The organism is Exiguobacterium sp. UBA3491, assembly GCF_002377745.1.
Classification (GTDB): domain Bacteria; phylum Bacillota; class Bacilli; order Exiguobacteriales; family Exiguobacteriaceae; genus Exiguobacterium_A.
Map to the genome: position 1 here is coordinate 1 of NZ_DFQK01000002.1, position 25,449 is coordinate 25,449.

The window sequence follows — 25,449 nt, forward strand, 5'->3', positions numbered from 1 at the left end:
GTACCAAATCACTTGAACCGTCGGTTCGATCAGCAGGAGCCTGGTAAAGTATTCGTCACAGACATCACTTATCTCCGTATTGGATCTGGTCAAACTGTTTATCTTTCTTGTGTGAAGGATATCGCTACACGTGAAATTATGGCACATCATGTATCTAAAAGCCTCCATATGGAACTCGTCCTTCATACAACGAATAAACTCGCAGAACGACTTCAAGGGAATATACACCCGGAAGCCATGATACATTCCGATCAAGGATTCCATTATACGCATCCTGCTTATCAAACACGTATCCGTGAGATGGGAATGCTTCAATCCATGTCTCGTAGAGGAAACTGCCTGGATAATGCCCCGATGGAATCGTTCTTTGGGCACTTGAAAGATTATGTCGATTATAAATTAGCATCTAACCTCGATGAGGTCTGTGCCATGGTCGATGCTTACATTGATTATTACAATAGCGAACGAAGACAATGGAAACTACAAAAGATGACTCCGGTACAATACCGAAGCCATCTCATAGCAGCTTAAAACGTTAAGGGTGCTTTTATTAAACTGTCCAAACTGTAGGGCTCAGTTCAGACCAGATGTTTTGAGCATCCGGTCTTTATTTGAATTCATGCTGTAAATCCTCTGGAAATCCTCCGTTTTTAAAGATAAAACTTGACAACCTAATCCGGTTCCCTTCCATATCTAGAAAATAAGTTACGTTAGGTTCATTTGCAAATTCGACTTCGATTGAAGCCGGATTCGCCGAAGACTCATACGAAAATTTTTGTGTTTTTGTAGTGTAGACTTCATCAGGGAATCGACGTGCTAGTTCCACCTTAAGCAATTTCTCATTCTCAGCAATCTGTTGATTGACGAGCGTCGGTCGGATGTACCAAAAGGAACTGCACCCGATTGCCACCAAACCAAGTAAAATTAAGCCATATCGCTTCCACCGCTGCGGCAGGAATATCACGCCGCAGCTGATTACGAGTAGTGTAAAAACGATCGTCATCCCTTCGATTATGAAATTTGGTACCATCTCATTCACTCCTTTCGTTCTATCCTCGACTAGAAAACCGTGATATGATCAATTCCTATGACAAAAAATAGAAGGTCTATGATGCGAAAAATCATCCTGATTGGTTCTGGTGGGTCCGGTAAATCGACGTTTGCCCGCGAGATGGGCAAAAAACTAAGTTATCCCGTTGATCACCTCGACAGCTTATTGTGGCGTCCGAACTGGGAGGCGGTTTCGCGTGAGGAACAACGCCAGATTCAACAAACACTCATATCGCGTGATACATGGATCATCGACGGTAATTACGGTGGAACGCTTGACTTACGAATCGATGCCGCTGATACGGTCATCTTCCTTGATCTGCCGCGGACGCTTTGTCTGTACCGTGCGATGAAACGGACCTTGCGCTATCGTAAGACCGGCCGACCGGATATGGCGGCAGGCTGTCCCGAGAAACTGTCGCTTGATTTTCTGAAATGGATTTGGCGGTTTCCGATCGATAAGCGACCGAGTATCCTTTCAACGCTTAAAGCGACGTCCGATAAACAAATCGTTCATTTGCGGTCCCGCCGCGCTGTCAAACAGTTTCTTCAATCACTTTCATAACATCCGTCCATCTGTTACCTTTCGTCATCCTTAGTGATGTACATACGACGAAACAAATTTACTCTCCTGCCCGTTTTCCAGTCATTACCACAAATAAAAAAACGACCATGACGGTTACCCCTCATGGTCGTAGTGCAATATCTTACACGCTGAATCTGCCTGTGACTTGTTTTAAATCATCCGCCATCGTCGCGAGCGATTGCGATGCAGACGAAATTTCTTCCATAGACGCCATCTGCTCCTCGGTCGAAGCGGAGATGTTTTGTGTCCCAGCAGCGGTTCCTTCCGTCACCGCTTGAATCGTCCGCATGACAGAAGCGATCTGTTCACTCGCTGCCGCCATTTCCTGAACTGCGCCGGACACATCTTCGACGTGCCCTGTCACGTCGGTGATCGCTGTCTCGATTTCCGAGAAGGATGTCCCTGCCTGATCGACGACGGCAATCCCGCTCGTCATCTCGGTTGAGACTTTCTCCATCGAGGCGACCGACGCCTCCGTCTCTTGCTGAATGATCCGAATCAACGACTCGATTTGTTTTGCCGAGACCGCCGATTGTTCAGCAAGCGTCTTGACTTCCGCTGCAACGACGGCAAATCCGCGTCCTTGTTCGCCGGCGCGTGCCGCCTCGATTGCGGCGTTTAACGCGAGGAGATTCGTCTGCGCCGCGACACCTTTGATCGAATCCGTGATTTGACCAATTTCCTGTGATCGGTTGCCTAGACCATCGATGACTTGGCTGAGTTGCGAGACGTCTTCTTGAATGCGTCCCATCTGTGTCCCAAGTGTACCGACGACCTTTCCACCGTGGGCAACTTTTTCCATCGCCTCTGTCGTCCGTTGCGTCATCTGTTGCGCATTACCGGCGACGTAACGGACGGACGTCGTCAATTCTTCGATCGTCCGTGAAGCATCGGACACTTGATGCAGCTGTTGACTTGCGCCGCTTGCCATCTCTTCCATCGTCACAGCGACCATCTCCGTTGCTTTCGTCGTTGATTCCGCATTGACGCTCAGTTCATCCGACGCAACAGCGACGCGGTCTGCCGTTCCCGTCAGTTCAAGGACGACTTGTTGTTGTGAGGCGATCATTTCATTGAACGATGTCGTCAATTGACCGAGTTCGTCTTTCGAATCGTAATGACCTCGGACGGTCAAGTCACCCTTACCTGATTGATCCATCCAGCCTTGCAGTTGACGAATTGGACGCGTGATGAGACGTGTGATGTATATGGCAAGTCCTGCAAACAAGAGGACCGTGAGTAAAAAGATACCGAGCATTATGTAAAAGGCGGTCTCTTTTTTCGCTTGGTTCTGGGCGTCAAGCGTCTTCGCTTGTTTCGTCATCGAAGCCATCAATGACTTTGCTGAGTTTGCGACGTTATCACGAACTTGTTCCAGACCATCGGAATACGCCGTGTAGGCTTCCTCTGTCTCGTTGCGCGTCGCCGCATCTTGAACGAGCGTCATCGAGTTGTCGTAAGCGAGGACATTATCCTTCAACTCCTCGAGTTGTTTCTTTTCTCGCGCATCGAATCGCCCCGTTTTTTCAATCTTCGTGACCGACGACCGAATCTGAGCCTGACGTGTATCGATATCAGCTTGAAGTTCTGTGATGCGTTCCTCATTCTTCGTTAGAATCATCTCGACTAAAAAGGAATCAAGAGCCCGTGTATCGATCCGAATCTGTGCTACTTCTTGGATCGGAATCAAGTTCTCCTGATACATCGCTCGGGAAGCGCTGGACATCTGATTCAAGAAATAGAGTCCTGCTCCCGCAATGAGTAGCATCGCAACGACGGCTGTTGCGATCAAAGCTTGTATCTTCCGTCTGACTGACATGTGTTTCATTCCATCCCCTCCCGCTTTTGTTATCGGTTCAGGATTGAAAAAGTTGACTGTTTTTTCAATATTCCCATATTTTGATGTGCTCCAATAAAGTCCTTCTATACGACTTTCGGTCATCCATTCGATATAATCAGCGTACAGCAGTTGAAGAAAGGGTGAGTCCTATGCAACGTGTAGCCAATGAAATCACACAATTCCGCGGCAGTCATTATGAGTTTGGTCGCGAACAAGGGCGTTACGTTAAACGAAATCAGTTACTCCATAACCGCGAGGACAACTGGAAAATCCGTGTCCCCCGCTTTCAAGTCGATCCGGTCGAGACAAAGGAGATGTTTCTTCGGTATGCCCCGCATATTTGGGACGAGTTGCTCGGACTGCAAGACGAACTCAAACTATCATTGCCAGACACATTACTCCATTTCGGACATTACCGGGTCGAAGGACCGAAAAGCGGTTGTTCAATCATGACCGGTGATAACTTCCTCGTTCGAAACTATGACTATCATCCGATGACATATGACGGACGATTTTCCGTCTTTCAACCGAACGATGGCGGTTCAGCGATCATCGGTCCGGCATCTCGGGTGACCGGTCGAATGGACGGGATGAACGAACATGGTCTTGCGATGGGCTATAATTTCATCAATCGTCGGCGGCCGGGAGATGGATTCGTCAGCTTCATGATCGGACGGATCATCCTCGAGATGTGTACGTCGGTCGACGATGCAATCTCACTCGTCAAGGAGATTCCGCATCGTGGATCGTTCACATACGTCGTCCACGACAAATCCGCGCGTTCGTTCGTGATCGAGGCGACGGCGCGAGACGTCCAAGTGCGGGAATCGAATCTATGTACGAACCATTTTGATTTGCTACAACACGAGAACCGCTATCATCTCGATGACTCGAAACGTCGAATGATGGAGCTGAAGACTCATCAACACATGATTCAAGATGCAGAGTCTGCTTTTCGACTCCTGAATGATACCGATAAAGGCGTCTTCGCTGATTTATATGCGCAGTGGGCAGGAACGATCCATACGTCTGCCTACTTCCCGGAGGAGTTAAAGGTATGGTTCGCACTCGGGGGTGATCAAGAACCGGTCACGTTCGACTTTGCTGACTGGCTCGCCGGCAATGACTTCACAGCAAGTGAAATCACAGGAGAACTTGAGACGAACATCCAGTTCGCGAATACACTTCAGACATGGCGTTAAACGAAAAAGATGTCTCTTGCTTGCGCAAGAGGCATCTTTTTACTCGGAATCGTCTAGTCGTTTCGACATATAATAATCCGTTTTCTCATACCCGAGCGAGTCATACACATGAATCGCCCGTTCGTTATGCGCGAAGACGTGTAACGAAATCTTTTTGACGTTCATTCGTTTTAACATCACTTCCAGTAATCGGAGTGCTTCTTTGCCGTACCCTTGGTTTTGTTTATCGGACGTAATCTTGACATCGAAGATGAAAGCGGAACGTCCGCGTGATTCTTCTTTTACGTGAACCCAGACCATTCCGATGTCGCTGTCTGTCTCGTCACGAAACGTAAACAAATAATGATTCTTCGTTTTCAGACCTTCAGGCAACAACTTCGCGAACTCTTCTGTCGACTTATCATGCGCCTCGTTCTCTGACCACGTACCGGCGCGACACTTCTCTGCCGCATACCCCTCGATTGCCACGGGTAGATACACCTCATAGGTCGCTTGTTTCATTGGCTCGATGCGCATGCTGCCACCTCCTGCGTTTTCGTCCAGTCCCGTCGTAACATCGCATAGACCTGGATGTCGTGATACGTCCCGTATAATTTCTCGGCGTCCCGTAAGATGCCTTCTTTCGTGAATCCGAGTCGTTCCGGGATTCGTCTGCTCCGGACGTTTCCCGTCGCACACTCGATGACGACGCGGTTCAAACCGAGCGTCTCGAAACAATAGTTCGTGACGAACCGGACGACGTCCGTCATGATACCTTTTCCGAGTCCCTTTTCTCCTAAGTAATAGCCGATCGACGTTTGTCCGAGGTGCCGATCGATTGCATGCAAACCGATCGTTCCGACGAGTTCCTCCTGAAGATAGATGCCACACGTAAACCCGTTACCATCGGCAAACTGTTGCAACCATGCTGGGATGACTACTTCCTGATATGTAATGGCATCTGTTGTACCATCAACCCAACCGAGCCATTCGCGAAGATGTGCGCGATTGGCATCGACAAGGGCGAATAATGTCTCCGCATGGTGCCGTTCGAACAATTGAAGCGATACGTGATCGGACACTTGTAACCTGAACATGACCTCTCTCCTTTCTAGTAACTGTTGTTTGACGTCACGACGTCGTTTCCCTGCTAGACGTCACGTTCCATTCCATCCGTCTTGAGCGGACAGACATTCCGAGTGCCTCGTAAAAGGCGATCGCTTCTTGATTGGCGTCATCGACGCCGAGTTCGATCCGGTCGCAACCAATTGTTTCCGCATGCGCGTAAGCGGCTTGCATCAATCGCTTGCCTACTCCTTGCTTCTGATGCGTATCCGCAACGACGAGACTGATGACCCGTAAGTAATGTTTATCAAAGACGAAGCCGCTCCCTTCGATGATATCTTCCTTTAAGACGATCACACCGGCAAGTCCTTTGTATTCCGCGACGAGGATTTCGAAATCTGATCGGTCGAGTTGCGACAAAAATAAGTCTTCCGAAACCGGCATCTCGTGCGGACGGTAGTGATCGGGGCGTAAAGCTACATGCTGCTCATGAATTTGTTGGAATAGCGGAATCAACGCCTGAAAATCGTCAGGGCGGGCGGTTCGAATGTTCATTAGAAAATCGCTCCCTTTTCGTTTTGTAGTATATTAACATATTATTCCAAAGAACGGGTGGACTTTCAAAAATAAAACGGCATTCCAGTCGACCGGAATGCCGTGTATCATCTATAACGTTATATCACTTGTGTAAAGTCCCGCGCCGTCTCCGTCAACGTGGATGCCGCACTCTGCACGTCATGGAAACGATCAACTGTTTCTGCGACGACGGTGACGCTTGCTTGTGCATCATTCGTTGCTTGCGTCATCGCACGGGCAATCCGCTGCAGTTCATCGTTCATGCGTTGCGTCGTCTGGCGGACATCGACGACAGCTTGTTCAACGAGTTTCGAGAGATTTCGGACTTCCGTCGCAACGACGTTAAATCCTTTTCCGTGTTCACCGGCTCGCGCTGCCTCGATCGATGCATTGAGTGACAAGAGATTCGTCTGTGAGGCGATCGTTTTGATCGTCTCGGTCACTTGGGTGATGTCTTGCGCTTGGCGCTGCAGTCGTTCAATCGTCAGATGATTATCGCGGGTCGTCTCGGCCATCTGTTCGATCGTTCGCCGTAACGCTTCGCTTTCTCGCTCGCCATGCGTCGACCGCGTATTCAAATCACTAGCAATCATATCAAACGAAGTCGCAAACTTTTGAATCGTCTGCTGACGATCAGTAATATCAGAAGCGATCTTCAAGACACCTGTCACTTCCGTTCCATCGTAAATCGGCATATAGGTAGCTTCTAGCCAAATCGACTGACCATGCGCATCGATTCGTTCAATTTTATCTGCCGTACTGAAACCACTGTAAAGCTTCTGCCAAAATGCCTGGTAACTGTCACTCATTGCAAATTCGGTTGTGCAAAAGAGATGGTGTTGCATCCCGATCATCTCTTCTCGTTTATATTTCATCGTCTTAGCGAATAAACCATTGACGTCGACGACACGACGTTGTCGGTCGAATCGAATCATTGCGACATTATCTCGCAGGGAGGCTAAAATATCTTGGGATCCTAGGTCGGTTGAAAGTTGGGTGGTCATGATTACAAGCTCCTCTCGCCATCTACCTCCTGTTACAGGCTATCCAAGATATTACAAATCAGAATAGTATGAACTAAAGATATATGACTAAAATTTTTTATCTTCTTTTTATATAGCCAGACAACGATAGGATGAAACGTTATTTCTCTAAATATTCTTATCCTACACCTCTTTTTCAACTTGTCTTTTATTCCCAGACATCAGTAGTGACTCAGTCGTTTGATTCATGTCGGTCAATGGACGGCATTTGTCAGGGCTGGCTGTTTCATCTTCGCACCCGCTGCCTGGATGCCGCTTGGTTTCGTACTTATTGGGTTTGGTCTCGTAACACATCCATGTTTATCGACTTGAAGTAGAAAAAGCGTCCTTAGAAAAAATCTTCTTGAAACTAGGTACAGAAATTCGCTCTGCATAAAGCTGAGTAACTTCCTTCATTAGGAGCTCAAGAAACCTCTTAAAACATTAGAAATAATTTAACTTGTTCAACTAAGAGCGAGTTTAAAAAATAGGCTACCTGACACCGTATCTAACGATGTCAGATAGCCTATTAATAATATGGAATTAATCATTTATCACTAAGCAAAACATGATGATTATTATACTAGGTTGTTCGCTGGATGCTGCTATTTGAAGCATTTTAACTTAAAATAGTCGCATTCACTTCGACTTCATTTTTTTCGAAGGACATACTAGCAGTAGGCATAATTCCCTCTTCATCCATTTCAATGCTTCTAAAGTACTCTTGTGCAATCATCGATGTCTTGAACTCAGCAGTTGGATCGATTGTTTCGACTAAGGTTTGTAATTCTTCAACTGTTGTTACGAAAAACTCTTTACGTAAATTTACTTTATTAAATCGCTTGGATGTCAATTCTTTATGAAGTTGATATTCTAAACCTACTGCATCATCGGAGAAAATCATTGCATGTACATCAAATTTAAATGGTACAGAGGCGTCCCCAAGTTCGTCTACTCGATCTTGTGGGTTCATACGTCTTGTCATTCCCACTTTGAATACCTGTTGACCGAACGATCCTAGATTCGAGATGACGTAAACGTAACCAGCCTTGCCGTTCGCTCTCTTTAAAATTTCTTCTTTTTGCTCTAAGATGTTATTTTGCTGTTGTAAAAGTTCTTCAATGCGTGACTGCAGTTGAGCAATAATGTCAGGGTTATTTTCGCTTATCATAAGCTCGTTCGTTCGTTGTAATTCTACATCGAATTTTGCCTCTTCTGATTCTAATTTTTTCTTTTGTGCTTCTAGTTCTTTGCGTTCTGCAGCTTCTTGACGCATTTGCTCTCGTATTAGACGTTGTTCTTCTTTTTCCTGTTCGCGTTTAATGTAATATTGGTACTCGACCTCTACCGCTTCGATGAACAATGGCTCTAGTTCTGCCAAAAATTTAGAGATTGTAGGTGAAATGGAAGCATTACCGTTAGTTGAAATAGCTAAATATTTCCGAATTAGAGCTTTCGCATTACCAATAGCCTCCTCATGCTTAGCGTATGAGAGAGTATAGAGAATATTTTGCAGTTCTGCTTGTAAGCCAACCACCATCAACTGATAAATAGCTTGATTCGCTTTTGTTTTATAGCGATCTTTGTATCTGTCTAACAGTGTAGCTATCTCTTTTTTGATTTTATTAATCTGTTTACGTAATTCTTTTGAATTCATAGAATGGTAATCTAGCTCTACCAAACTCTTCATGATACTTTCTTCATCATAACCTGCCAATAGAAGATCTAACTCATTCGGAAGATCTTGTTCATTGAACAACTTAGGAAATATACTAATTAAGTTGCGAATACCATTGAACTCCGTTTTCAATTTTGAAAGCTTTGTACTTTGAGATTTAATATTTTTGCTTAACTTTTCATTTTCAACCGCTAAAACATCACGTTCTTCCGCGAACTTTTGGAGCTCGGAGATTTTCTCTTGATTGTCTGATATAATTTCTTCGATAATTCGTTTTCCTTCAGATTCAAACTCAGAACGGATTTGCTTTATGTATTGTGCTTTACTTTCTTCAAAGATGACTTCAGAATTCGAAATATTGTTTTGGATTTCTTTCCGCTTGATATCTAGCGTATCTAACTCTGTTTTCAATGAAGTGATTTCTTGTTGTAAGTTAGCAGCTTCGGAAATCTGAGATTTTAGTTTTTCAGACTTGATATAGTAGAGACGGCCAAACAATAATATGATACCTATCATTGAAGTTATACCGAACGTTATAACACCAGTCAGAATCAACAAGATTATTAGCCACCCACTAAAATACCAAGGAACTTTTGCCTTCATTCCTCCAGATTTATCTTTCGTCATATCATATCAACTTCTTTCTCCATAATATTTGATGAACTCGTTTCACTCACTGATAAAAGCCAATATCATATATTAAATACCTCACACTTAAACCTTCTCACAATATGTAAATATTTACAAAGATTTAAGTTTAAAATGAAATAGCAATAAATATGCAATTGTAAAAAAGACTACTGCTACAATCAACACCTATCTCGTCTCTCAATACATCAACGTCTATCGACTCGAAGTCGAGGAAGTATCGTAGGAAAAATCTTCTTGAATCTAGGTTCAGAAATTTGATCTGTATAAAGATTTCTCTATGACGGCTCCAATGAAATAAAAAAAGTCAGGCTACCTGACACCGATGAAATACGATGTACTGGTAGCATGATCAAGATGTTTAAAATATTGCTTATGGACCCGTACCGCAGGAAACAGCATACTTTTCCGCGTTTACCTTCTTTGAATAACAGATAAAAGGTGTTCCTCCCGTTTCACTTTTCCAATCATACCAAAACATATGGTACCGTTCTGCAACAGGATCTTGTTCCGTAATGATCGCAAAGTAATTTTGATAGTAATAGCCTTGTTTGTATAGTTCGTGTCTAAGAGCACCTCTAGGCGTAGCATCCGTAAACAGAATAGGTGATAGTACAGGCATGAGTAATACAATGAGGGCTATGACTCCTAAAAATAGTGCCAATACTTTCTTTTTCCTTTTTTTCTTAAAATTCGATTTACTCATTTTTATACCCTTTCCTTTTTTGGTTTTTTTTGTTATATAATAACATGAATCAAACAATAGAAAGAGGTCGCGATCGTGAAAAAAACTATTTTTTCATCCCTCACTTTAGGTGTCATCCTATATGCTGGTTTCTTATGGAGTAATGCGATTGCCGATTCTAATGTTGCACAAGAAAAATCTAAGAGTAGCATCACAGAGGAACAAGCTTTCGATTTTTTCACTACAGTGCTTGAGCAACAAAAAGCAGATTTTTTAAACAATACTCCGTTAGCACATACTAACCTTTCAAAGTTATCTGAAGGGGACGAGGCTGTATTGATTTTTCTATCCACTACGGAAGTCGATAAAATTCAGCTGAATTCATTCAAATACAACATTTCTGATGTCAAAGTCTATTCAGAGAATCAAAAAAATTATGCTGAAGCGTATGTCACACGAACTTTTAACTTCGGAAAAAGTGGTCTTGAAACGGGTTTAGGTGATCAATTGGTACTTGAAATTCCATCACATGTAGACGATCAAAGCACATCGGTTTCTTCGAGTAAATTAACCATTGAATCGAATCCAAACGCTAATAACGTTTCAGTTGATGAATTTTTAGAAAAGTATAAAGAGGAAGTAGAAAAATCAAACCAACTTGAAGCCAAATAAATATAGAAAGATGTCGCCATGATTCGTCAAGTGCGTACTTCTTTCCTTTCATAAAAATGGAGTTCTTCGCGTAATCGCTAGGACTCCATTTTGGTAGATCGAACATCATGCCGTCCGTTCTCTCCGTAAAAGATACAGGAAATACGGAACACCGATGATCGCTGTGATCAATCCGGCTGGTACTTCAAGTGGTGGATGAATCCCCCGACCGAGCGCGTCGGCAACGACGAGTAACCCTCCGCCGAGCAACAATGCCATCGGTAAGACGGCGAGATGTTTATGACCGACGAGACGCCGCGCCAAATGCGGGGCAATCAGACCGAGGAAACCGATCGCACCGACCGTCGCGACGGCAACACCAGCTAGGACGACAGCGAGCGCCAAGAAGATGTGCCGCGTCCGCCGAATTGGTAATCCGAGACCGATACTGACTTCTTCACTGAGTGATAAGACATCGAGTTGACGATGGCGATAGAAGATGATTGCACCAATCACGACGAGCACGGGCGCTAAGATCATCACTTCCTGCCACCCTTTCCCAAACAGACTCCCAGCGAGCCAGACGAGTGAATCGTTTGTCTGAAGTGGAAACTTGATCAACAAGTATTCCGTCCCGGAGGCACAAATCGCGCTGACCGCGATACCAAGCAACGCAAACGAACTGCGGGAGACATTCCCGCCCCCCTCAAGCATCATTAAGGCCAGCATGACGAGTGCTGCTCCGATGAAAGCAGCGATTGGTGTTAACAAGAGCTGACCATCCGGCACGAGGGCAATCGTTAAGACGGCGAACAGTGACGCACCATTCGTCACACCGATCACATCAGGCGAAATCAATGGATTACGGATGACACTTTGTAAGATGACTCCGGCAAGTGAGAAACTCGCACCTGCTAAGAAAGCAAGGACAGTTCGCGGCAGACGATAATTTTGAACGATGAAGGCATCCTTTCCACCAAAGAACGACTGCCATAGATCCGATAACGATAACTGAATCGAGCCGACCGACAGTAAGGCAAAACTCGCGAAGAACACGAGCACCGTAACAATCAAAATCCGACGCATGTCTTTCATCGTAATCCCCCTTTCATCTGACGACGTGCCAGAACAAGGAAGAATGGTGCACCGAGCAATGACGTCACGATGCCGACCGGTGACTCATACGGATAGGCGATGAACCGCGCGAGGACATCGGCATACGTCAGCAGAAGTCCACCGATGACGGCAGCGACCGGCAGAACGATCCGGTAATCTTCCCCGACGAGGCGCCGCGTGATGTGCGGAACCATTAATCCAATGAAACCGATCGCTCCGGCGACGGCAACCGTCACCCCTGCGAGTAAGACGACGCTGATCCCAGCAAGCAAACGAATTCGCGTCACTTTTTGACCGAGACCGACCGCGACGTCTTGTCCCAGTTGGAAGACAGCGAGTGATTTCGCGAGACTCGCCGCAAGAAGCAAACCGGCAAGTGACCACGGTAAGACGATCCGTAGTTCAAGCCAGCTTGCGTCACTGAGCGAACCGGACAACCAGTACAAGACGTTCGTGATCCGGTCGTTAAAGAGAATCAAGCCTTTCGTCAGCGACGTCAACAAGAGATGAATCGCCATCCCGACGAGGGCAAGTTTTAATGCTGTCATCCCGCGAACGGAGGCGAACGAAAAGACAAGCACTCCACCGACTAAGGCACCGGCAAAGGCGAAGTAGATCAAATTAGCCGTTCCGAGCGACGGAAAGACAAGCAGGCTTAAGACGACGAGAAATGACGCACCGGCATTGACACCAAAGACTTGCGGTGAAGCGAGCGGATTTCGTGTCACGGCTTGCATGATTGCCCCTGCAACGGCAAGATTCGCTCCGAGCAACAATCCGAGTAAGAGACGTGGCAAGCGCAGATTCGTCAGGACGAGCCCTGCTTTTGATGTCGTGCCACTGATCCACTCTTGGACTAAGTGAATCGGATTCATCTGTGTGATGCCAAAGAACAGGCTACTATAAACCGCCAAGCAACCGAGTAATAGAAGTACAAAAATCAGACGTTTCCGCTGCACCGGATGGTTCCCCTTTCATCAAGACGAAAAGCCAGATTGCTCCGGCTTTTGTCGTTCATTATTTCTGTTGTAACAATTGAATCGCTTCTTCAACGATTTGTTCTGCAGCATCAAGTCCTCGATATCGTGTCCAGAGGTCACGATTGACTTCATAAACGTCTTTGTTCTTAACCGCTGTGATTTGATTCCAGAGCGGGTTGTTTTTCCACTCCTTCAGCAGTTTCGGATCGGCTTCCGCCATGAAGATGACGTCCGGATCCCATTTGACCATCTGCTCTAACGTAATCGTAACGGTAGGTTCCGCTGTTTTCGTAACAGCGTTCTCGATACCGATCTTCTCGAGTAATTCACCATCAAACGACGTCTCACCGTGTGCCGTCAGTGAATCGGCGCGGAAGACACCAACCATCACTTTTCGGTCGTCGTTTGGATCCACCTTTTTCTTCGCTGCATTCAATCGTTCTTCATGCAGTGCAAGTCGGTCATCCATCTGTTTAGTTTTCCCGACTGCTTCCGCAATCGTCTTGAACGATTCGATGTTCTCTTCGTACGTCGCATTCCGACTCTTCAAGATGATCGTCGGTGCGATTTTTTGCAGTTGCTTGTAGATTCCTTTATGACGGTTGAAGTCGCCGATGATTAAATCCGGCTGCAAGGAACTGATCACTTCAAGATTCGGTTGTTGACGTGTACCGACTTCCGTGAACGCGATGTCTTTTCCGAGTAATCCGGAGACATCGGTCTTATTTTCTTGTGCGATTCCGACTGGTGTAATCCCAAGTTCGTCTAACGCATCGACGAATGAGTATTCAAGTGCGACGACCTTCTTCAGGTGCTCCGGCACTTTCGTTTTTCCTGCCTCATGCGTAATCGTCCGCGTCTTTTCGTTTGTTTGTTCTGCTTGACCTGAACAGGCCGCAAGCATCAAACTGCTCAACACGAGGAGCGTCAACGCTGTCATCCAAGTTTTCCGTCTCATGATGAGACCTCCTTTAGTTCGTGATTCGTTATTGAGAATCATTCTTAATTAATCCTGTCTCAGCATATCAAAGATTCCCATCGAACAAAAGGGTTATCCTTATTTTCAGATAATATATGCTCGAATTCACATTTTCTGAAGCAATATGGGATAATCAGGTAGTATATAAAGGAGGGATTACAGATGGATTGGATGAAAGACTTGGAACAACGGCTCGGATTTCCGCTTGAGACGATCACGTTTGATCAGTTACCTCGCTTACTCGAAGCCTTTGCCTACCAGTTACCGTTTGAGAATACGACTGTGCTCGAGAAACGAATCCGTCCGTTTAACGACGAGCGCTTCATCGAAACGTTTCTGACGGAGCGACGTGGTGGTGTCTGTTATGACTTGAACGGACTGCTGCATCGTGTCCTACAAGAACTGAATTGTCCCGTTCGCCTCGTACAAGCGACCGTCTATGATCAGAAATTAGCAGCCTGGTCAGCGACGGGACCGACACACGTTGCAATCATTTGGAATGAGACACACCTACTTGATACCGGCTTCGGTGTCAATTTACCGCTCGTTCCGGTTCCCTTGAGTGGGGAGACGGTTCATTCCGCTAGCGGTAGTTACCGGATTGGCAAAGGTGATGTTCTCGAAATGCAGCGGACAGGACAAGCCGAGTTCGTGACTGGCTACAAGTTCGACCGTGAGAAGGCAATTACAAAGGGTGACTTATCGAAGATGGAACAGATCATCCAGCAAAGCGAAGCTTCACCGTTCAACAAAGGTCGTCTCATCGCAATGCGGACTCCAAGCGGTCAAAAGACGTTGACCGAGCGGACGTTACGAATCGAAGACACGACGACGACCGAATTGCCGGTCGCAGGTCCCGCTCAATTCGAGATGCTGTATCAGACTCACTTTTTAGGACAGGAGTAATGAACATGGATCGATATACGCTTTGTTTAATTCGGCACGCGGATAGTTTTTTACTCGTCAACCGCCAAAAACGACCAGCGATGGGCATGTGGAACGGTGTCGGCGGCAAGATTGAACCGGCGAGACACCGGAAGTTGCTGTCATCCGCGAGACGCTCGAAGAGACCGGCATCCCGTTAGATTCGGTGACACCAAAAGGCATCGTTCGCTTACACGGGGAAGAAACGTCTGGCATGTATCTCTATCTTGCTGAACTAGAAGACCGCCCGTTTCCGACACCGGTCATGACGATCGAAGGCATCCTTGATTGGAAATCGCTCGACTGGATTATAAACGATGATAACATGGGGATCATCAGCAATCTCCGGCATTACTTACCGGTCGCTTTGTCAACGGATCAACCGTTGTTGCATGACTTCCATTACGATGGACATACAATCACTGCTTACGAGACACACGAATTGATCGAGACATAAACAGAAAATCCCCACTCGTCCGTTATCGGATAAGTGGGGATTTTTCATGAGAACAGATGGAGACCGGTGACGATAACTGCGACGATGACGATACCCGGTAACAAGTTCGCAACACGAATCTTCGTGATGCCAGCGAGATTAAGACCGATTGCCGCAATCATCACCCCACCAGTCGCCGTCATCTCTAAGATGAATTCTTGCAACGCGGCGTCGGGAATAAATTTCGTGATCGCAACGGCACTTAATGCAATCGCCCCTTGATAGAGAAAGACGGGAATCGCTGAGAACATGACACCGATCCCGAGCGTTGAACTAAGGACGAGTGCCGTAAACCCGTCAATCAATCCTTTCGTATAAAGGACGTCGTGATCCTGACGTAATCCACCGTCGAGAGCTCCTAACACACCCATCGCGCCAATGACGAAAATTAACGTCGCTGTCACGAATCCTTCCGCGATGTTCGACGGACGACCGCGACTGATCTTACGTTCGAGCCACGCTCCCATCCGGTCGAGTTTCTCATCGAGCCGGAACCACTCGCCGATTGCACCACCGAGAACAAGACTACCGATGACGATCAAGAAGTTCGTGCTTTTCATCCCCATCTGCATTCCGAGCACGACGACAGCAAGTCCAATCGCCTGCAGGACGGTCTCCTTCATGCGTTCCGGAATCCGGTGGAACATTAATCCAAGCAACGTCCCGATGATGATCAGGACGGTATTGACGAGTGTACCTGTTAAAACCATCTGACAGCCTACTTTCTCAATTGATTTTTCGTTTAGTGGAACGAACGACGGTTCGCTCTGCCTGATTCAAACTATGTAACGTCATCCCGAGCATGACGAGGATGATCCCGAGTGTTGCGAGTCCCGTTGGTAGTGCCGCGTGAAGGAAAAGAATCTCTCCGAGAACAGTAAAGACGATCTCGAACGATTGCGTTGCCTCGATCGCAGCTAACCGGACCGGTTCTGTCCGGACGAGTGACGTCGCGTAGAAAAAGAGCGACGTTGCGATGACGCCTGAGAATAAGGCGACGAAACCGGACTGGGTGACTTGGCTGACACTCGGTAAGCCGACCTGTATGTAGGCAATCACAGAAAGAACGATCCAAAACGGTAGACTGGCAAGTGTCATTCCGAGAATCCGTTCAAACACATCGAGCTCGTTCCCATAGCGTTCCATCATCTTCCGGTTCCCGAGTGGATAGGCAATTGCCGCGACGAGGACCGGTAAGGCTCCGAACAACAGCGACTGTAGCGATAGGCTTCCCGCGACCGATAGTTGCATGACGACGACCCCGAGGACGATCAGGACGGAATACTTCAGTGCTGACCACGGGATCCGTTGGTTGAACAAGGGGGCAAGCAACGGTCCCGCTAAAATCGTCAACTGCCATGTCCCGGCAATCAACCAGCCTGGTGCGTAGTCAGCAGCAAAACAGATGCTTCCGTAGAACAGTCCGAAGCCGATCGTTCCATAAAGTAACCAAAAGCCGATATCGGCTCGAAGCGCCTGGAAGACGCGCCCGATCCCCCGTCGCATCATGACGATGACGACAAAGAAAGGCAACATCAGGAAAAAGCGGAGCGATGCACTATAAATCCAGTGACCGCCTGCCCCTTGCATCGATTGATTCAAGATGAAGGTGACCGCAAAAAACATTGCCGCTAAAATTCCATAAATGATTGGTCGCATCAGCTCTCCTCCTTTAATGTCGAGACGAGTAGACGCCCGAGTCCGTTCCAGTTATGCTCCGTCGCCTGGACGAGCTGCTCGACATCCTGTTGTTGACATGCATCTAAAATCGTTGCATGATCGGCTATCGACTGGCGTCCGAGACGATCAAACTGAGCATATTCGAGCCGGCGGATCAACGGGGTCAACCGACGGATCGTCTCGCGTAGTTGATCGTTTTGACTGCGCTGCACGAAGACATCGTGAAAGGCATCGTCAAGTGCTAGTGCCGCCTCTGTATCCTGCTGATCAATTGCCGTCGTGAATTGTTGATGAATTGACCTCAGACTTGTTAGATCGTCATCCGTCAGCATTGGTCCTGCTAAACGCGCCGCTAACCCTTGCAGTGTCGCAATGATTGGATAGGTTTGCTGTGCCTGTTCGGCATCGAGTTCCGTCACGATCGTCCGTGAACCCCGTTTTGCTAAAATCAATCCCTCCTCTTCGAGTCGTTTCAAGGCTTCGCGGACCGGTGTCCGACTGACACCGAACGCTTCCGCGAGTGCTTGATCGTTCACCTTTTCTCCTGGGGCAAGACGTAAGGTGATGATGTGGTGTTGCAAGCGTCGATACACTTCCTCACTTAAAGGAAGTCGTGCAATGGCTAAATCATTTGTCGGTTTCATACAAGTAATATATTACATATCAATTCATCGTGAAAGCACCATCCTAAAATTCATTGGATTTATTTTACTCACTACCTTGCAATACAAAATAGCATAACGTATCATTACCTTGTAATACCAAGTAGCGAAAGGAAGATGCGGATGTCATCGACGCAAATGTTAAAAGGAATTCTCGACGGTTGCTTACTCGCACTGATTGCGGAAGAAGAGATTTATGGCTATGAACTGGCGACGAAACTGAAAGCGTACGGTTTCGCCGACATCAGTGAGGGAACGATCTATCCTCTATTGATTCGGATGCAAAAACTGGACTGGATCGAAGCAACCTCTCGCGTCTCCCCGACCGGTCCAAAACGAAAGTATTATTCGATCACGACGAGTGGTGTTGAAGAACTCGCCGCTTTCAAACAAAGATGGCATCACCTTTCAACGAGTGTCGAAAGCATTTTAAAGGAGGACGAATGAGATGACCCTATCGACGGAATCAACACGATTTTTGGAAGACTTAAAGGTATACCTACTTGCTTCGGGTAAAAATGAACTGGCGACGAACGAGATTGTCAACGAACTCGAAGATCACCTGATCGAAGCGGAAGCAGACGGAAAATCCGTTCGCGCGATCACGGGTGATAGTCCCGCCGATTACATCCAATCGATATCTAAAGAGATGGCATTTGATCCAAAAGAAGCGTTTTGGATCGTCTTGCAAGTTTTTCTCGGCGCATCCAGTTTTCTCTATCTCCAAAACCTCTTGAATGGTACAACGACGTTCAGTATCCTGCTCGTTGGCGGTTTCCTGTTGATTAGTGCCGTTTACCTGACCACCCTGGCGTTTCTCTTCCGTCAAGATGCTTTGCGTGATGGCGCGCGCCCTCGTATCATGCGTTATGGTATTCATGGTAGTATTCATTTTCTGTTAATCATCGGACTATTGATCGTCAACGGACTTGTCGATTCACAAAAGATCACGTTATCCCCAAGCGTCAGCTGGATGGTTGGTGCCCTATTGATTCTCTGGATTCTCGTCACGGCATGGAAGACGAAGACATGGATTTTACCGATTGCAGTGTCCATCTTTTTCGTGCCTCAACTGCTGCTTTTGTTTGTATTTAATTTGTCAGAGATTACCGCCGTCCTCGTGAGTTATGTTTTGACCTCGATTACGATTGCAGTTATCTTTCTCCGAAAATCTAAGCAAGATCAGTCAAAAAATACAAAACTCTAAAGAATCTATTTAATTCTGATACCAAAAAACGACCTCAGCGCTGAGGTCGTTTTTGATGTATTACGTATTCTTCATCCCGTTCTTTGCTTCATACCGCTCACGCGTCCAGTTGTAGACATGGCTCGTCACGGTCCGACCGTCGATTCGCTCTAATACGAATGGTCGGTCAAGAACAGGCGTAAAACCGAGTTTCTCAACGACACGGCGTGATTGATCGTTGAAATCAAAGTGTCCGCACCAGACGATATCGATTGGTAACTCACGGAAGATGAAATCAAGAATCGCTTCGACGATCTCCGGCATCCGTCCATCTCCCCAGTAGTCAGGAGCGAGGACATAACCAATCTCGACTTGACGGTCATGCGTGATCGACTCATCCGGGCGACGATTAAAGTGAAAACCGAAGCTCCCGATCACTTCACCGGTTGTCTTATCCGTCACGGCATACTCGCCGGGCGACCCTTGAAAAATTCCGATGACTTCGCGACTCTCGTCAACTGACACGTGTGGTGCCCAGCCTGCCTTCGGTCCGACATTTGGATCCTTTGCGTACGCATACAGTGCTGCTGCATCATCTTCTTGCCAGCGGCGCAATAAATGTCGTGGTGTTTCTAGTGTATCTGGTAAATTCATCTCGATTCCCCCTTATTAAGATACGTTTCGCTGTCGTTCGACCGATTCCTTCACGAAAAGACTCGTGTAGACCAATCCGAAGCCTGTCAACAGGATCAGTCCGAGATAGACACTCATCATCGACGGGATCAAGAATGTCCCGACTAAAATCGTCGACCGTGAGAGCAGGTCGGCTCCAGCAAACGACGTTCCCGCGAAGGCTGAGTACGCCCCGCGTTGATCCGCCGGCATCATGTTCGCTTTTTGTGTGTTCAAGACCGGGGAGTAGAGTAACTCGCCAATCGTTGCGATAAAGATGAAGACCATCAGTGCCATCATGCTGTTGGCACTCGTTACGACGACGTAGCCGATCGAATAAAGAAGGAGACCTGCTGCAAGCGTTCGCCGTGGTGATAATCGTTTCGCAAGTCGCTGGACGATGAACGTCAAAGTGACGACGAGCAACGTATTTTCAATATTGATAATACTCATCATCCGGACCCCATTGATTGACCAACCGGCAAATGCGAGCGGTTCGAACGAATCGGCGAGGCGGACAGCAACGTAGCTCCCCATCGAAAACTCAGCCGCTAAGATACACATTGAACCAAAGACAACTCTGACGAACGGACGATCTTGCCAAGCAAGTTGATAACTGTTGAAGATATCGCTGAGAACGCCACGTAGCTTTTGGCGCTGCCAAGTCCGCGGCGTGTCTTCGAGAAATAGGTAGTAAGCGATCGGTAAGACAGACGACGTGAAGCTCAAGATCCAGAACAAGAGTAATTGGTTGCTGACGTAGAGCCAGCCACCGAGCGCCGTTCCGATAGTAATCGAGAGATTGATCAGCCAGTAGTCGAGCGCGTAGACCGCTTGTCGGTTTTCCTTCGTCGTCGCATCGATGATGATGGCGCTCATCGCCGGGCGACCGAGATTGCTCGTCACTGAGAAGACGGCGTAGATGACCATGAACAGCAGCATCCAGTCGAGCGTCAACGAAATCGTCATCGTGATGAACGTCAGTGCTGTTAACATCGATGTCGTGACGAGTAGGCGTTTACGTGAAAAACGATCAGCGAGATATCCGCCGAGTAGATTGGTGACGAAGCTAACGAAGACCATTGCAATTAAAAATGCACCAGCAACGACTTCGTTGAATGCCTTGACGAATAAGAGGGCCATGAACGGCATGATCGAAAACGAGACAGCCCGGTTGAAAAACGATGTGATGAGACGTACTTTAATTGGCTTCGGTATTTCTTTCCATTTCATATTGTCACCTTCCATTCTCTACCTGTATCGTAAACAAGACAAGACACAAGAAAAATGGACGTCATTTAAAAAAGATGTCCCCTTTTAAGGAGGAGAAGGACGATGGATGCTTATCTTTTTATGTTATGGAAGACTTGCCGAAATGGACACTACTCGATCGCGACGCTTGCCGACGCCATCCATCTCAGTACTAAACAAACGAAACGATATCTCAATAAATGGCAGGAAGATGGCTGGATGAATTACACGAGTGGTCGCGGACGAGGCAACTTAAGTGAACTCGTCTGGTTGCGCCACGTTGAACGGGAGTATGCGAAACGGATGCTCGAGCGGATCGACAGTGATTCGATCGAATCAGGGACGGAGGAATTGACGGGGGCCTGGTCCCCGGCGCAAGCCGGTCGCTTCATGCGGCAGCTCGAACGAAAATTCGGCTATACACAGACGACATCGGACGCCTTGCTGATTCCTCGGAAACGGAACTTCTTGACGACCCACCCGTTAGAAGCAGCGGATATCCATAGTGCCCATCTCGTCCAAAACGTCTTCAATCGTTTGTTTACGATCGACGTCGACGGCAATATTCAAGGTGAACTGGCGCATCACTATGTCTGGAATGGTCCGATGCTCAGTCTCTTCTTACGGAAGGATGTCCGCTTCCATGACGGTTCGCTCCTGACGAGTAAGGAAGTGACGAAGAGTCTCCGTGCTCTGATCAACTATCCGGCTTACGCTTATTCCTACCGGCACGTCAAACAGATCGTCTCGAACGGTCCGTACCGGGTCGACCTCACACTCGATCAGCGCCGGAGTTCGATTTTGCCGCAACTTGCCTCGATACATACGAGCATCATCAAGGACGGTGTTGGGACGGGACCATTTCAACTGACGCAACATGACGATAAGAAGACCGTTCTGACGGCATTTCCGAATTACTTTGGCATCCGCGCCCTGCTCGACCGGATTGAGTTCATCCAGATGCCGGAGCAATATGACCCGGTCTACCGGACATCGGCTTCTGACTCTAGTCCGATTGATACGATCGCAACGCAATCCGGGTTTGGTCTCGTCTTACTCCATCCACGTGCTGGTGGTCCGTTTGAATCAAAAGCCGCGCGGCATTATATCCACCGGCTCGTCGCGGAAGTCCGTGGTGGCATTCATGACTTCCATGAACGGACACAACCGAACGACTGTGGTTTTCTCGAGTCCTATAGTCAACCGTATACTGTCCCGGACGGTCCCGCTGTCTTATTCACGCAACCGATTCGAATCAAGATGACCGATTTCACGGACAAAGTAACACGTTGGCTCTGCGAACGGTTCGATCAAGACGGAATTCCGTACGAGTTCGTCGAGGTCGGATTTAAAGAGAGTATTACGGAGTTTCATGCGTACGACACGATCGATCTCGCTGTCCATGCTGAAGTGTTCGAGCGAAATCTACCGTTCGCCTTCTATCAGTTCATGACGAATACGTTCTCACCGCCAATCCGACTATTTCAGCAGATGCCAGAAATGCTGAAATGGATCGAACAATACGACAAGACACCGTTCGAAGACTGGCTTCCGATTCATCAAACGATCGAACGCTACTTGATTAACGAATCGTATTTCATCCCGTTCTATCACGATACACGACTAATTCCGTATCCGATCGAGCTGCAAAATATCACGATCGACTCGTTCGGTTATTTTGATTTCTCAAAGCTCTGGATTTCCAATCAATCGTGACGAATCCTTGTCGATATTTTGACTTGCTTGTGACAAAACGCACGATATTCTTTAATCTAGTATTTTAAATGTTGTATTAATGACGAGGCTACGAAATACTAAGACTGTCTTCATTACTTAGTGAAAAGGAAGTGGTCTTATGTTATCAACCTCTACCATTCAAATCGTTCAATCGACGGTTCCCGTCCTTGCGTCGCACGGTGCCGCGATCACGAAAGTCTTTTATCAGCGCTTGTTTCAAGCTCATCCGGAACTGAAACACGTCTTCAATCAATCGAATCAACGGAGCGACCGCCAATCGCAAGCACTCGCTACAGCCGTGTATGCCGCTGCTGCTCACATCGATCGACTCGAGACGTTAAAACCGGTCTTATTACCTGTGCTCCATAAGCACCGAAGTCTACAAATCAAGCCGGAGATGTATCCACTCGTCGGTCAAGAATTACTCGGAGCGATGCAAGACGTTTTAGGGGAAGCCGCAACGCCTGCAATCCTGCAAGCATGGGGCGAAGCGTACGGGGAGATTGCCGATTTGTTCATCACACTCGAAGCCGAACTATACGCGCAGGACGAACAGGCGAAAGACTTTTCCGGTTATCAGTCCGTCAAGATTTCAGATATCCAGGAACAAGCAGACGGCATCCGCTCGCTGACTTTCAAAACGGACGGTCCGCTCCCTGATTATCGAGCAGGGCAATACATCACGGTACGGATTCAGGATAGCGACGGCTTATGGCACAATCGTCAATACAGTCTGACGACGGCATCAAACACGACGACTTATATGATTGGTGTCAAACGAGAAGGCATCGTCTCGGACTACTTACATGCAGCGCAAGTCGGTGACACGGTATTGATCAGTGCGCCAGCAGGTGCCTTCACGCTTGATGCATCAGGTGAACCCGTCGTTCTGATTGCTGGTGGAATCGGCATCACACCGATGCTTGCAATGGCAGACGAAGCGTTAGCTGCTGGTCGACAGGTAACGTTACATCACGCCGTCCAAGATGAACGCAATCGTCCGTTTACAGAACAACTTGCCTTACTCGAGCAGCGTGGCGCTCGCGTCATTCGTTACGCAGAGCACCAGGCGACGGATCAAGCGGGTCGTCTGCCGAAAGACGTCATCGCAAGCATCACGGATCCGACATACGTCTGTGGTCCGGAAGCAATGATTCATTACGTCATTAAACACTTTACGGCGTCTTCAGACAAACTGCATTACGAAATCTTTGGACCGGCACTCGCTTTTGCCGCGGAAACGCCAGTCACGCAGTAAAAAACATCCCGCTCTCTTTGATACACGTCAAGGAGAGCGGGATGTTTGATTAGAGTGGCAATCGTTCTGACAACGGACGGACCAAAACGACATCTGTCGCCATCCGGTTATCTCGGCGCGGTTCATCGACTGGTTCAATCGTCCAGTTTTTCGCGTGGAGTGTATTTAAGGCATGCGCTAAATCGTACATCGAATAACGATCGTTTCCGTTCAACTGATAGAGACCTGCTTCCTGTTCGAGTAAAATCGTAACGAGCGCTTCTGCTGTATCTTCAAGCAACGAACTCGACGGATACCAGTTTCGACTTGCTTGAATGACACCGTGTTGCTTCATCTCGTTCGTGAAGAAGTCGACCATGTTGTTCGAACCTGCCTCCGTCCCGATCTGCCAGCCGATCCGGACGATTTTTGCTTGAGGATCAATTGCTTGAATCGCTTGCTCGCAAGCAATCTTATAGGCACCATACTCATCGCTCGCATCCGGCACAGCGTCCTTTTCAATCGGTGCTGGTACGTCGTCCGAGAAAACAGATACTGTACTCGTGAAAAAGAACGGAATCCGATATTCCTGGCACAAACGGACGAGCGATTCCGTCCAACTGACGGACCCCATCCCAATATGTAGGAAATAATCCGGTCGTTCCGTTTCTAAAAACGTCCGCATCTGAGACTCGTCAGTCGTTGAGACTTTTGTCCGATCCCACGCGACTGTCTCGATGTCGTGCTTTGCTAAGACGTCCGCAACGACAGGCGCTACCGTACCATTCATGCCTGTAATAATCGTTTTCATGGTGATTCATCCCCCTTAGTTTCGATCGAAAAAATCATAAAACCACTTGCTACTTCAGTTTACACGCGAATCGCTGAATTAACGAATCTGAGGTTATTCTTCTACGACCAGTCATGACTCAAATGAAAAAAGCGCCTGCTATCCGATCTAATCTCGGTAAGCAGGCGCACTGTTTAGTTCATGATTACTCCGAAACGCCTTCCGTTTCCATTCGACGCCACAGTACATTCAAAAAGACCGTCATCCCACTGATCGGAATCAAAAACAATAATGCTGTGATCCATAAACTCTCCATCGACTCCACTCCTCATCGTTCATTTCTATCTCTAGTGTACAGAAGCGCGAAACCGCTTACCTCCACCTCAAGGCGGATATTTCATCCGACCTTGTCCTGTCGTGCTTCGTTAAAGGAAACGTTACGATGAATGAGTAACCAGATAGCTGTCAACACGAGACCACTTAAGGAAAACAGTAGGAAAACGAACGAGATGCTAAAGAGCGACGTCAAGTACGATGATAATCCGTAACAGAGTGCAGAACACGCCGTTGATGCTGCGACCATCGCTGTTCGAACCCGTCCGAGCAAGTGCGCAGGCGTCGAGCGTTGTAACAAGGTCGCAAACGGAATCCCGAACAATGTCAGCGCCATACCGAGCAAGACAAACCCACCGACAGCCACTGGGACGAACGAGACATAGGCGACGATCGCGATTGCGAGTCCTTGCAAAACGACGGC

27 protein-coding genes and 1 pseudogene are annotated in these 25,449 nt (G+C 47.4%); 10 read left to right on the forward strand and 18 right to left on the reverse strand.

The genetic code is table 11. The features are described from left to right. On the forward strand, window positions 1–531 hold a 531-nt coding region (locus B4F99_RS00260), incomplete at its 5' end, for an IS3 family transposase (protein ID WP_290754649.1). Window positions 532–607: 76 nt separating this feature from the next. On the opposite strand, the gene B4F99_RS00265 is transcribed toward B4F99_RS00260, so the two are convergent. Continuing rightward, the gene (locus B4F99_RS00265) at window positions 608–1,030 is read right to left on the reverse strand and encodes a hypothetical protein (protein WP_290754651.1); all 423 of its coding nucleotides are present in this window, start codon (window positions 1,028–1,030) and stop codon (window positions 608–610) included. 81 nt (window positions 1,031–1,111) lie between these two features. Here B4F99_RS00265 and B4F99_RS00270 point away from each other — a divergent pair, with 81 nt between their 5' ends. After that, window positions 1,112–1,615, forward strand: coding sequence for a DNA topology modulation protein (locus B4F99_RS00270; RefSeq protein WP_214853625.1), 504 nt, complete (start codon window positions 1,112–1,114; stop codon window positions 1,613–1,615). 142 nt (window positions 1,616–1,757) lie between these two features. Here the strand turns inward: B4F99_RS00270 and B4F99_RS00275 are convergent, their stop codons facing one another. Then, window positions 1,758–3,464: a methyl-accepting chemotaxis protein gene (locus B4F99_RS00275; RefSeq protein ID WP_290754655.1), complete on the reverse strand. Its 1,707-nt coding sequence runs from the start codon at window positions 3,462–3,464 to the stop codon at window positions 1,758–1,760. A gap of 161 nt (window positions 3,465–3,625) precedes the next feature. Between B4F99_RS00275 and B4F99_RS00280 the strand changes: the two genes are divergently transcribed. After that, complete coding sequence (locus B4F99_RS00280; RefSeq protein ID WP_290754657.1) at window positions 3,626–4,678, forward strand: C45 family autoproteolytic acyltransferase/hydolase; 1,053 nt, start codon at window positions 3,626–3,628, stop codon at window positions 4,676–4,678. Between the two features lie 39 nt (window positions 4,679–4,717). On the opposite strand, the gene B4F99_RS00285 is transcribed toward B4F99_RS00280, so the two are convergent. From B4F99_RS00285 to B4F99_RS00310, 6 genes are all read right to left on the reverse strand, one after another. Next, on the reverse strand, window positions 4,718–5,194 hold the full coding sequence (locus B4F99_RS00285) for a GNAT family N-acetyltransferase (RefSeq protein WP_290754659.1): 477 nt from the start codon (window positions 5,192–5,194) through the stop codon (window positions 4,718–4,720). Continuing rightward, complete coding sequence (locus tag B4F99_RS00290; RefSeq protein ID WP_290754661.1) at window positions 5,176–5,754, reverse strand: GNAT family N-acetyltransferase; 579 nt, start codon at window positions 5,752–5,754, stop codon at window positions 5,176–5,178. The genes B4F99_RS00285 and B4F99_RS00290 overlap by 19 nt, the downstream gene beginning before the upstream one ends. Before the next feature lie 34 nt (window positions 5,755–5,788). After that, complete coding sequence (locus B4F99_RS00295; RefSeq protein ID WP_214853615.1) at window positions 5,789–6,277, reverse strand: GNAT family N-acetyltransferase; 489 nt, start codon at window positions 6,275–6,277, stop codon at window positions 5,789–5,791. A 119-nt stretch (window positions 6,278–6,396) separates the two neighbouring features. Continuing rightward, window positions 6,397–7,302, reverse strand: coding sequence for a methyl-accepting chemotaxis protein (locus tag B4F99_RS00300; protein ID WP_214853612.1), 906 nt, complete (start codon window positions 7,300–7,302; stop codon window positions 6,397–6,399). Window positions 7,303–7,939: 637 nt separating this feature from the next. Next, window positions 7,940–9,625, reverse strand: coding sequence for a GIY-YIG nuclease family protein (locus B4F99_RS00305; protein ID WP_290754663.1), 1,686 nt, complete (start codon window positions 9,623–9,625; stop codon window positions 7,940–7,942). 394 nt (window positions 9,626–10,019) lie between these two features. Further along, entirely contained in the window at window positions 10,020–10,352 is a 333-nt protein-coding gene (locus B4F99_RS00310; protein WP_394679490.1) for a hypothetical protein, read from the reverse strand. Window positions 10,353–10,427: 75 nt separating this feature from the next. Here B4F99_RS00310 and B4F99_RS00315 point away from each other — a divergent pair, with 75 nt between their 5' ends. Next, window positions 10,428–11,003 (forward strand): hypothetical protein, encoded by a 576-nt coding sequence (locus B4F99_RS00315; protein ID WP_290754664.1) that lies wholly within the window; start codon window positions 10,428–10,430, stop codon window positions 11,001–11,003. Window positions 11,004–11,108: 105 nt separating this feature from the next. Here B4F99_RS00315 and B4F99_RS00320 read toward each other — a convergent pair whose 3' ends face one another. Genes B4F99_RS00320 through B4F99_RS00330 form a run of 3 tightly spaced genes read right to left on the reverse strand, consistent with a single transcriptional unit; the run spans window position 11,109 to window position 14,036 of the window. Further along, a complete protein-coding gene (locus tag B4F99_RS00320) occupies window positions 11,109–12,077 on the reverse strand; it encodes a FecCD family ABC transporter permease (protein WP_290754666.1) in 969 nt (322 codons plus the stop codon). Next, window positions 12,074–13,057 carry a FecCD family ABC transporter permease gene (locus B4F99_RS00325; RefSeq protein WP_056061249.1) on the reverse strand — a complete coding sequence of 328 codons (984 nt, stop codon included), beginning with the start codon at window positions 13,055–13,057 and terminating at the stop codon, window positions 12,074–12,076. Before B4F99_RS00325 ends, B4F99_RS00320 begins: the two co-directional genes overlap by 4 nt. A gap of 58 nt (window positions 13,058–13,115) precedes the next feature. After that, window positions 13,116–14,036, reverse strand: coding sequence for an ABC transporter substrate-binding protein (locus tag B4F99_RS00330; protein ID WP_290754668.1), 921 nt, complete (start codon window positions 14,034–14,036; stop codon window positions 13,116–13,118). Window positions 14,037–14,219: 183 nt separating this feature from the next. Between B4F99_RS00330 and B4F99_RS00335 the strand changes: the two genes are divergently transcribed. Continuing rightward, a complete protein-coding gene (locus B4F99_RS00335; RefSeq protein ID WP_290754670.1) occupies window positions 14,220–14,963 on the forward strand; it encodes an arylamine N-acetyltransferase family protein in 744 nt (247 codons plus the stop codon). A 5-nt stretch (window positions 14,964–14,968) separates the two neighbouring features. Beyond that, window positions 14,969–15,438, forward strand: a pseudogene (locus B4F99_RS00345) (NUDIX hydrolase). Window positions 15,439–15,482: 44 nt separating this feature from the next. Here B4F99_RS00345 and B4F99_RS00350 read toward each other — a convergent pair. From B4F99_RS00350 to B4F99_RS00360, 3 genes are read right to left on the reverse strand one after another with little or no spacing between them, the layout of a single operon-like run. Next, a complete protein-coding gene (locus tag B4F99_RS00350) occupies window positions 15,483–16,187 on the reverse strand; it encodes a DUF554 domain-containing protein (protein WP_035408116.1) in 705 nt (234 codons plus the stop codon). A gap of 16 nt (window positions 16,188–16,203) precedes the next feature. Continuing rightward, window positions 16,204–17,136: a multidrug resistance efflux transporter family protein gene (locus B4F99_RS00355; RefSeq protein WP_290754674.1), complete on the reverse strand. Its 933-nt coding sequence runs from the start codon at window positions 17,134–17,136 to the stop codon at window positions 16,204–16,206. After that, entirely contained in the window at window positions 17,136–17,801 is a 666-nt protein-coding gene (locus B4F99_RS00360) for a GntR family transcriptional regulator (RefSeq protein ID WP_290754676.1), read from the reverse strand. The genes B4F99_RS00355 and B4F99_RS00360 overlap by 1 nt, the downstream gene beginning before the upstream one ends. A 141-nt stretch (window positions 17,802–17,942) precedes the next feature. Here B4F99_RS00360 and B4F99_RS00365 point away from each other — a divergent pair, with 141 nt between their 5' ends. Continuing rightward, on the forward strand, window positions 17,943–18,266 hold the full coding sequence (locus B4F99_RS00365; RefSeq protein WP_290754678.1) for a PadR family transcriptional regulator: 324 nt from the start codon (window positions 17,943–17,945) through the stop codon (window positions 18,264–18,266). A gap of 1 nt (window position 18,267) precedes the next feature. Continuing rightward, window positions 18,268–19,026 carry a hypothetical protein gene (locus tag B4F99_RS00370; protein ID WP_290754680.1) on the forward strand — a complete coding sequence of 253 codons (759 nt, stop codon included), beginning with the start codon at window positions 18,268–18,270 and terminating at the stop codon, window positions 19,024–19,026. A 60-nt stretch (window positions 19,027–19,086) separates the two neighbouring features. On the opposite strand, the gene B4F99_RS00375 is transcribed toward B4F99_RS00370, so the two are convergent. Beyond that, the gene (locus B4F99_RS00375) at window positions 19,087–19,659 is read right to left on the reverse strand and encodes a GNAT family N-acetyltransferase (RefSeq protein WP_290754682.1); all 573 of its coding nucleotides are present in this window, start codon (window positions 19,657–19,659) and stop codon (window positions 19,087–19,089) included. Between the two features lie 15 nt (window positions 19,660–19,674). Further along, entirely contained in the window at window positions 19,675–20,910 is a 1,236-nt protein-coding gene (locus B4F99_RS00380) for an MDR family MFS transporter (RefSeq protein WP_290754684.1), read from the reverse strand. 102 nt (window positions 20,911–21,012) lie between these two features. Here B4F99_RS00380 and B4F99_RS00385 point away from each other — a divergent pair, with 102 nt between their 5' ends. Together B4F99_RS00385 and B4F99_RS00390 are read left to right on the forward strand one after the other, a co-directional pair. Beyond that, entirely contained in the window at window positions 21,013–22,644 is a 1,632-nt protein-coding gene (locus tag B4F99_RS00385) for an ABC transporter substrate-binding protein (RefSeq protein WP_290754686.1), read from the forward strand. Between the two features lie 139 nt (window positions 22,645–22,783). Beyond that, window positions 22,784–23,923, forward strand: a complete 1,140-nt coding sequence (locus B4F99_RS00390; RefSeq protein WP_290754688.1) for a globin domain-containing protein — start codon at window positions 22,784–22,786, stop codon at window positions 23,921–23,923. A gap of 49 nt (window positions 23,924–23,972) precedes the next feature. Here the strand turns inward: B4F99_RS00390 and B4F99_RS00395 are convergent, their stop codons facing one another. Both B4F99_RS00395 and B4F99_RS00400 read right to left on the reverse strand, forming a co-directional pair. Continuing rightward, window positions 23,973–24,713 (reverse strand): sugar nucleotide-binding protein, encoded by a 741-nt coding sequence (locus B4F99_RS00395; RefSeq protein WP_290754690.1) that lies wholly within the window; start codon window positions 24,711–24,713, stop codon window positions 23,973–23,975. 376 nt (window positions 24,714–25,089) lie between these two features. Then, window positions 25,090–25,449, reverse strand: a 360-nt coding sequence (locus tag B4F99_RS00400; protein WP_290754692.1) for a hypothetical protein, incomplete at its 5' end; no start/stop codon positions are given.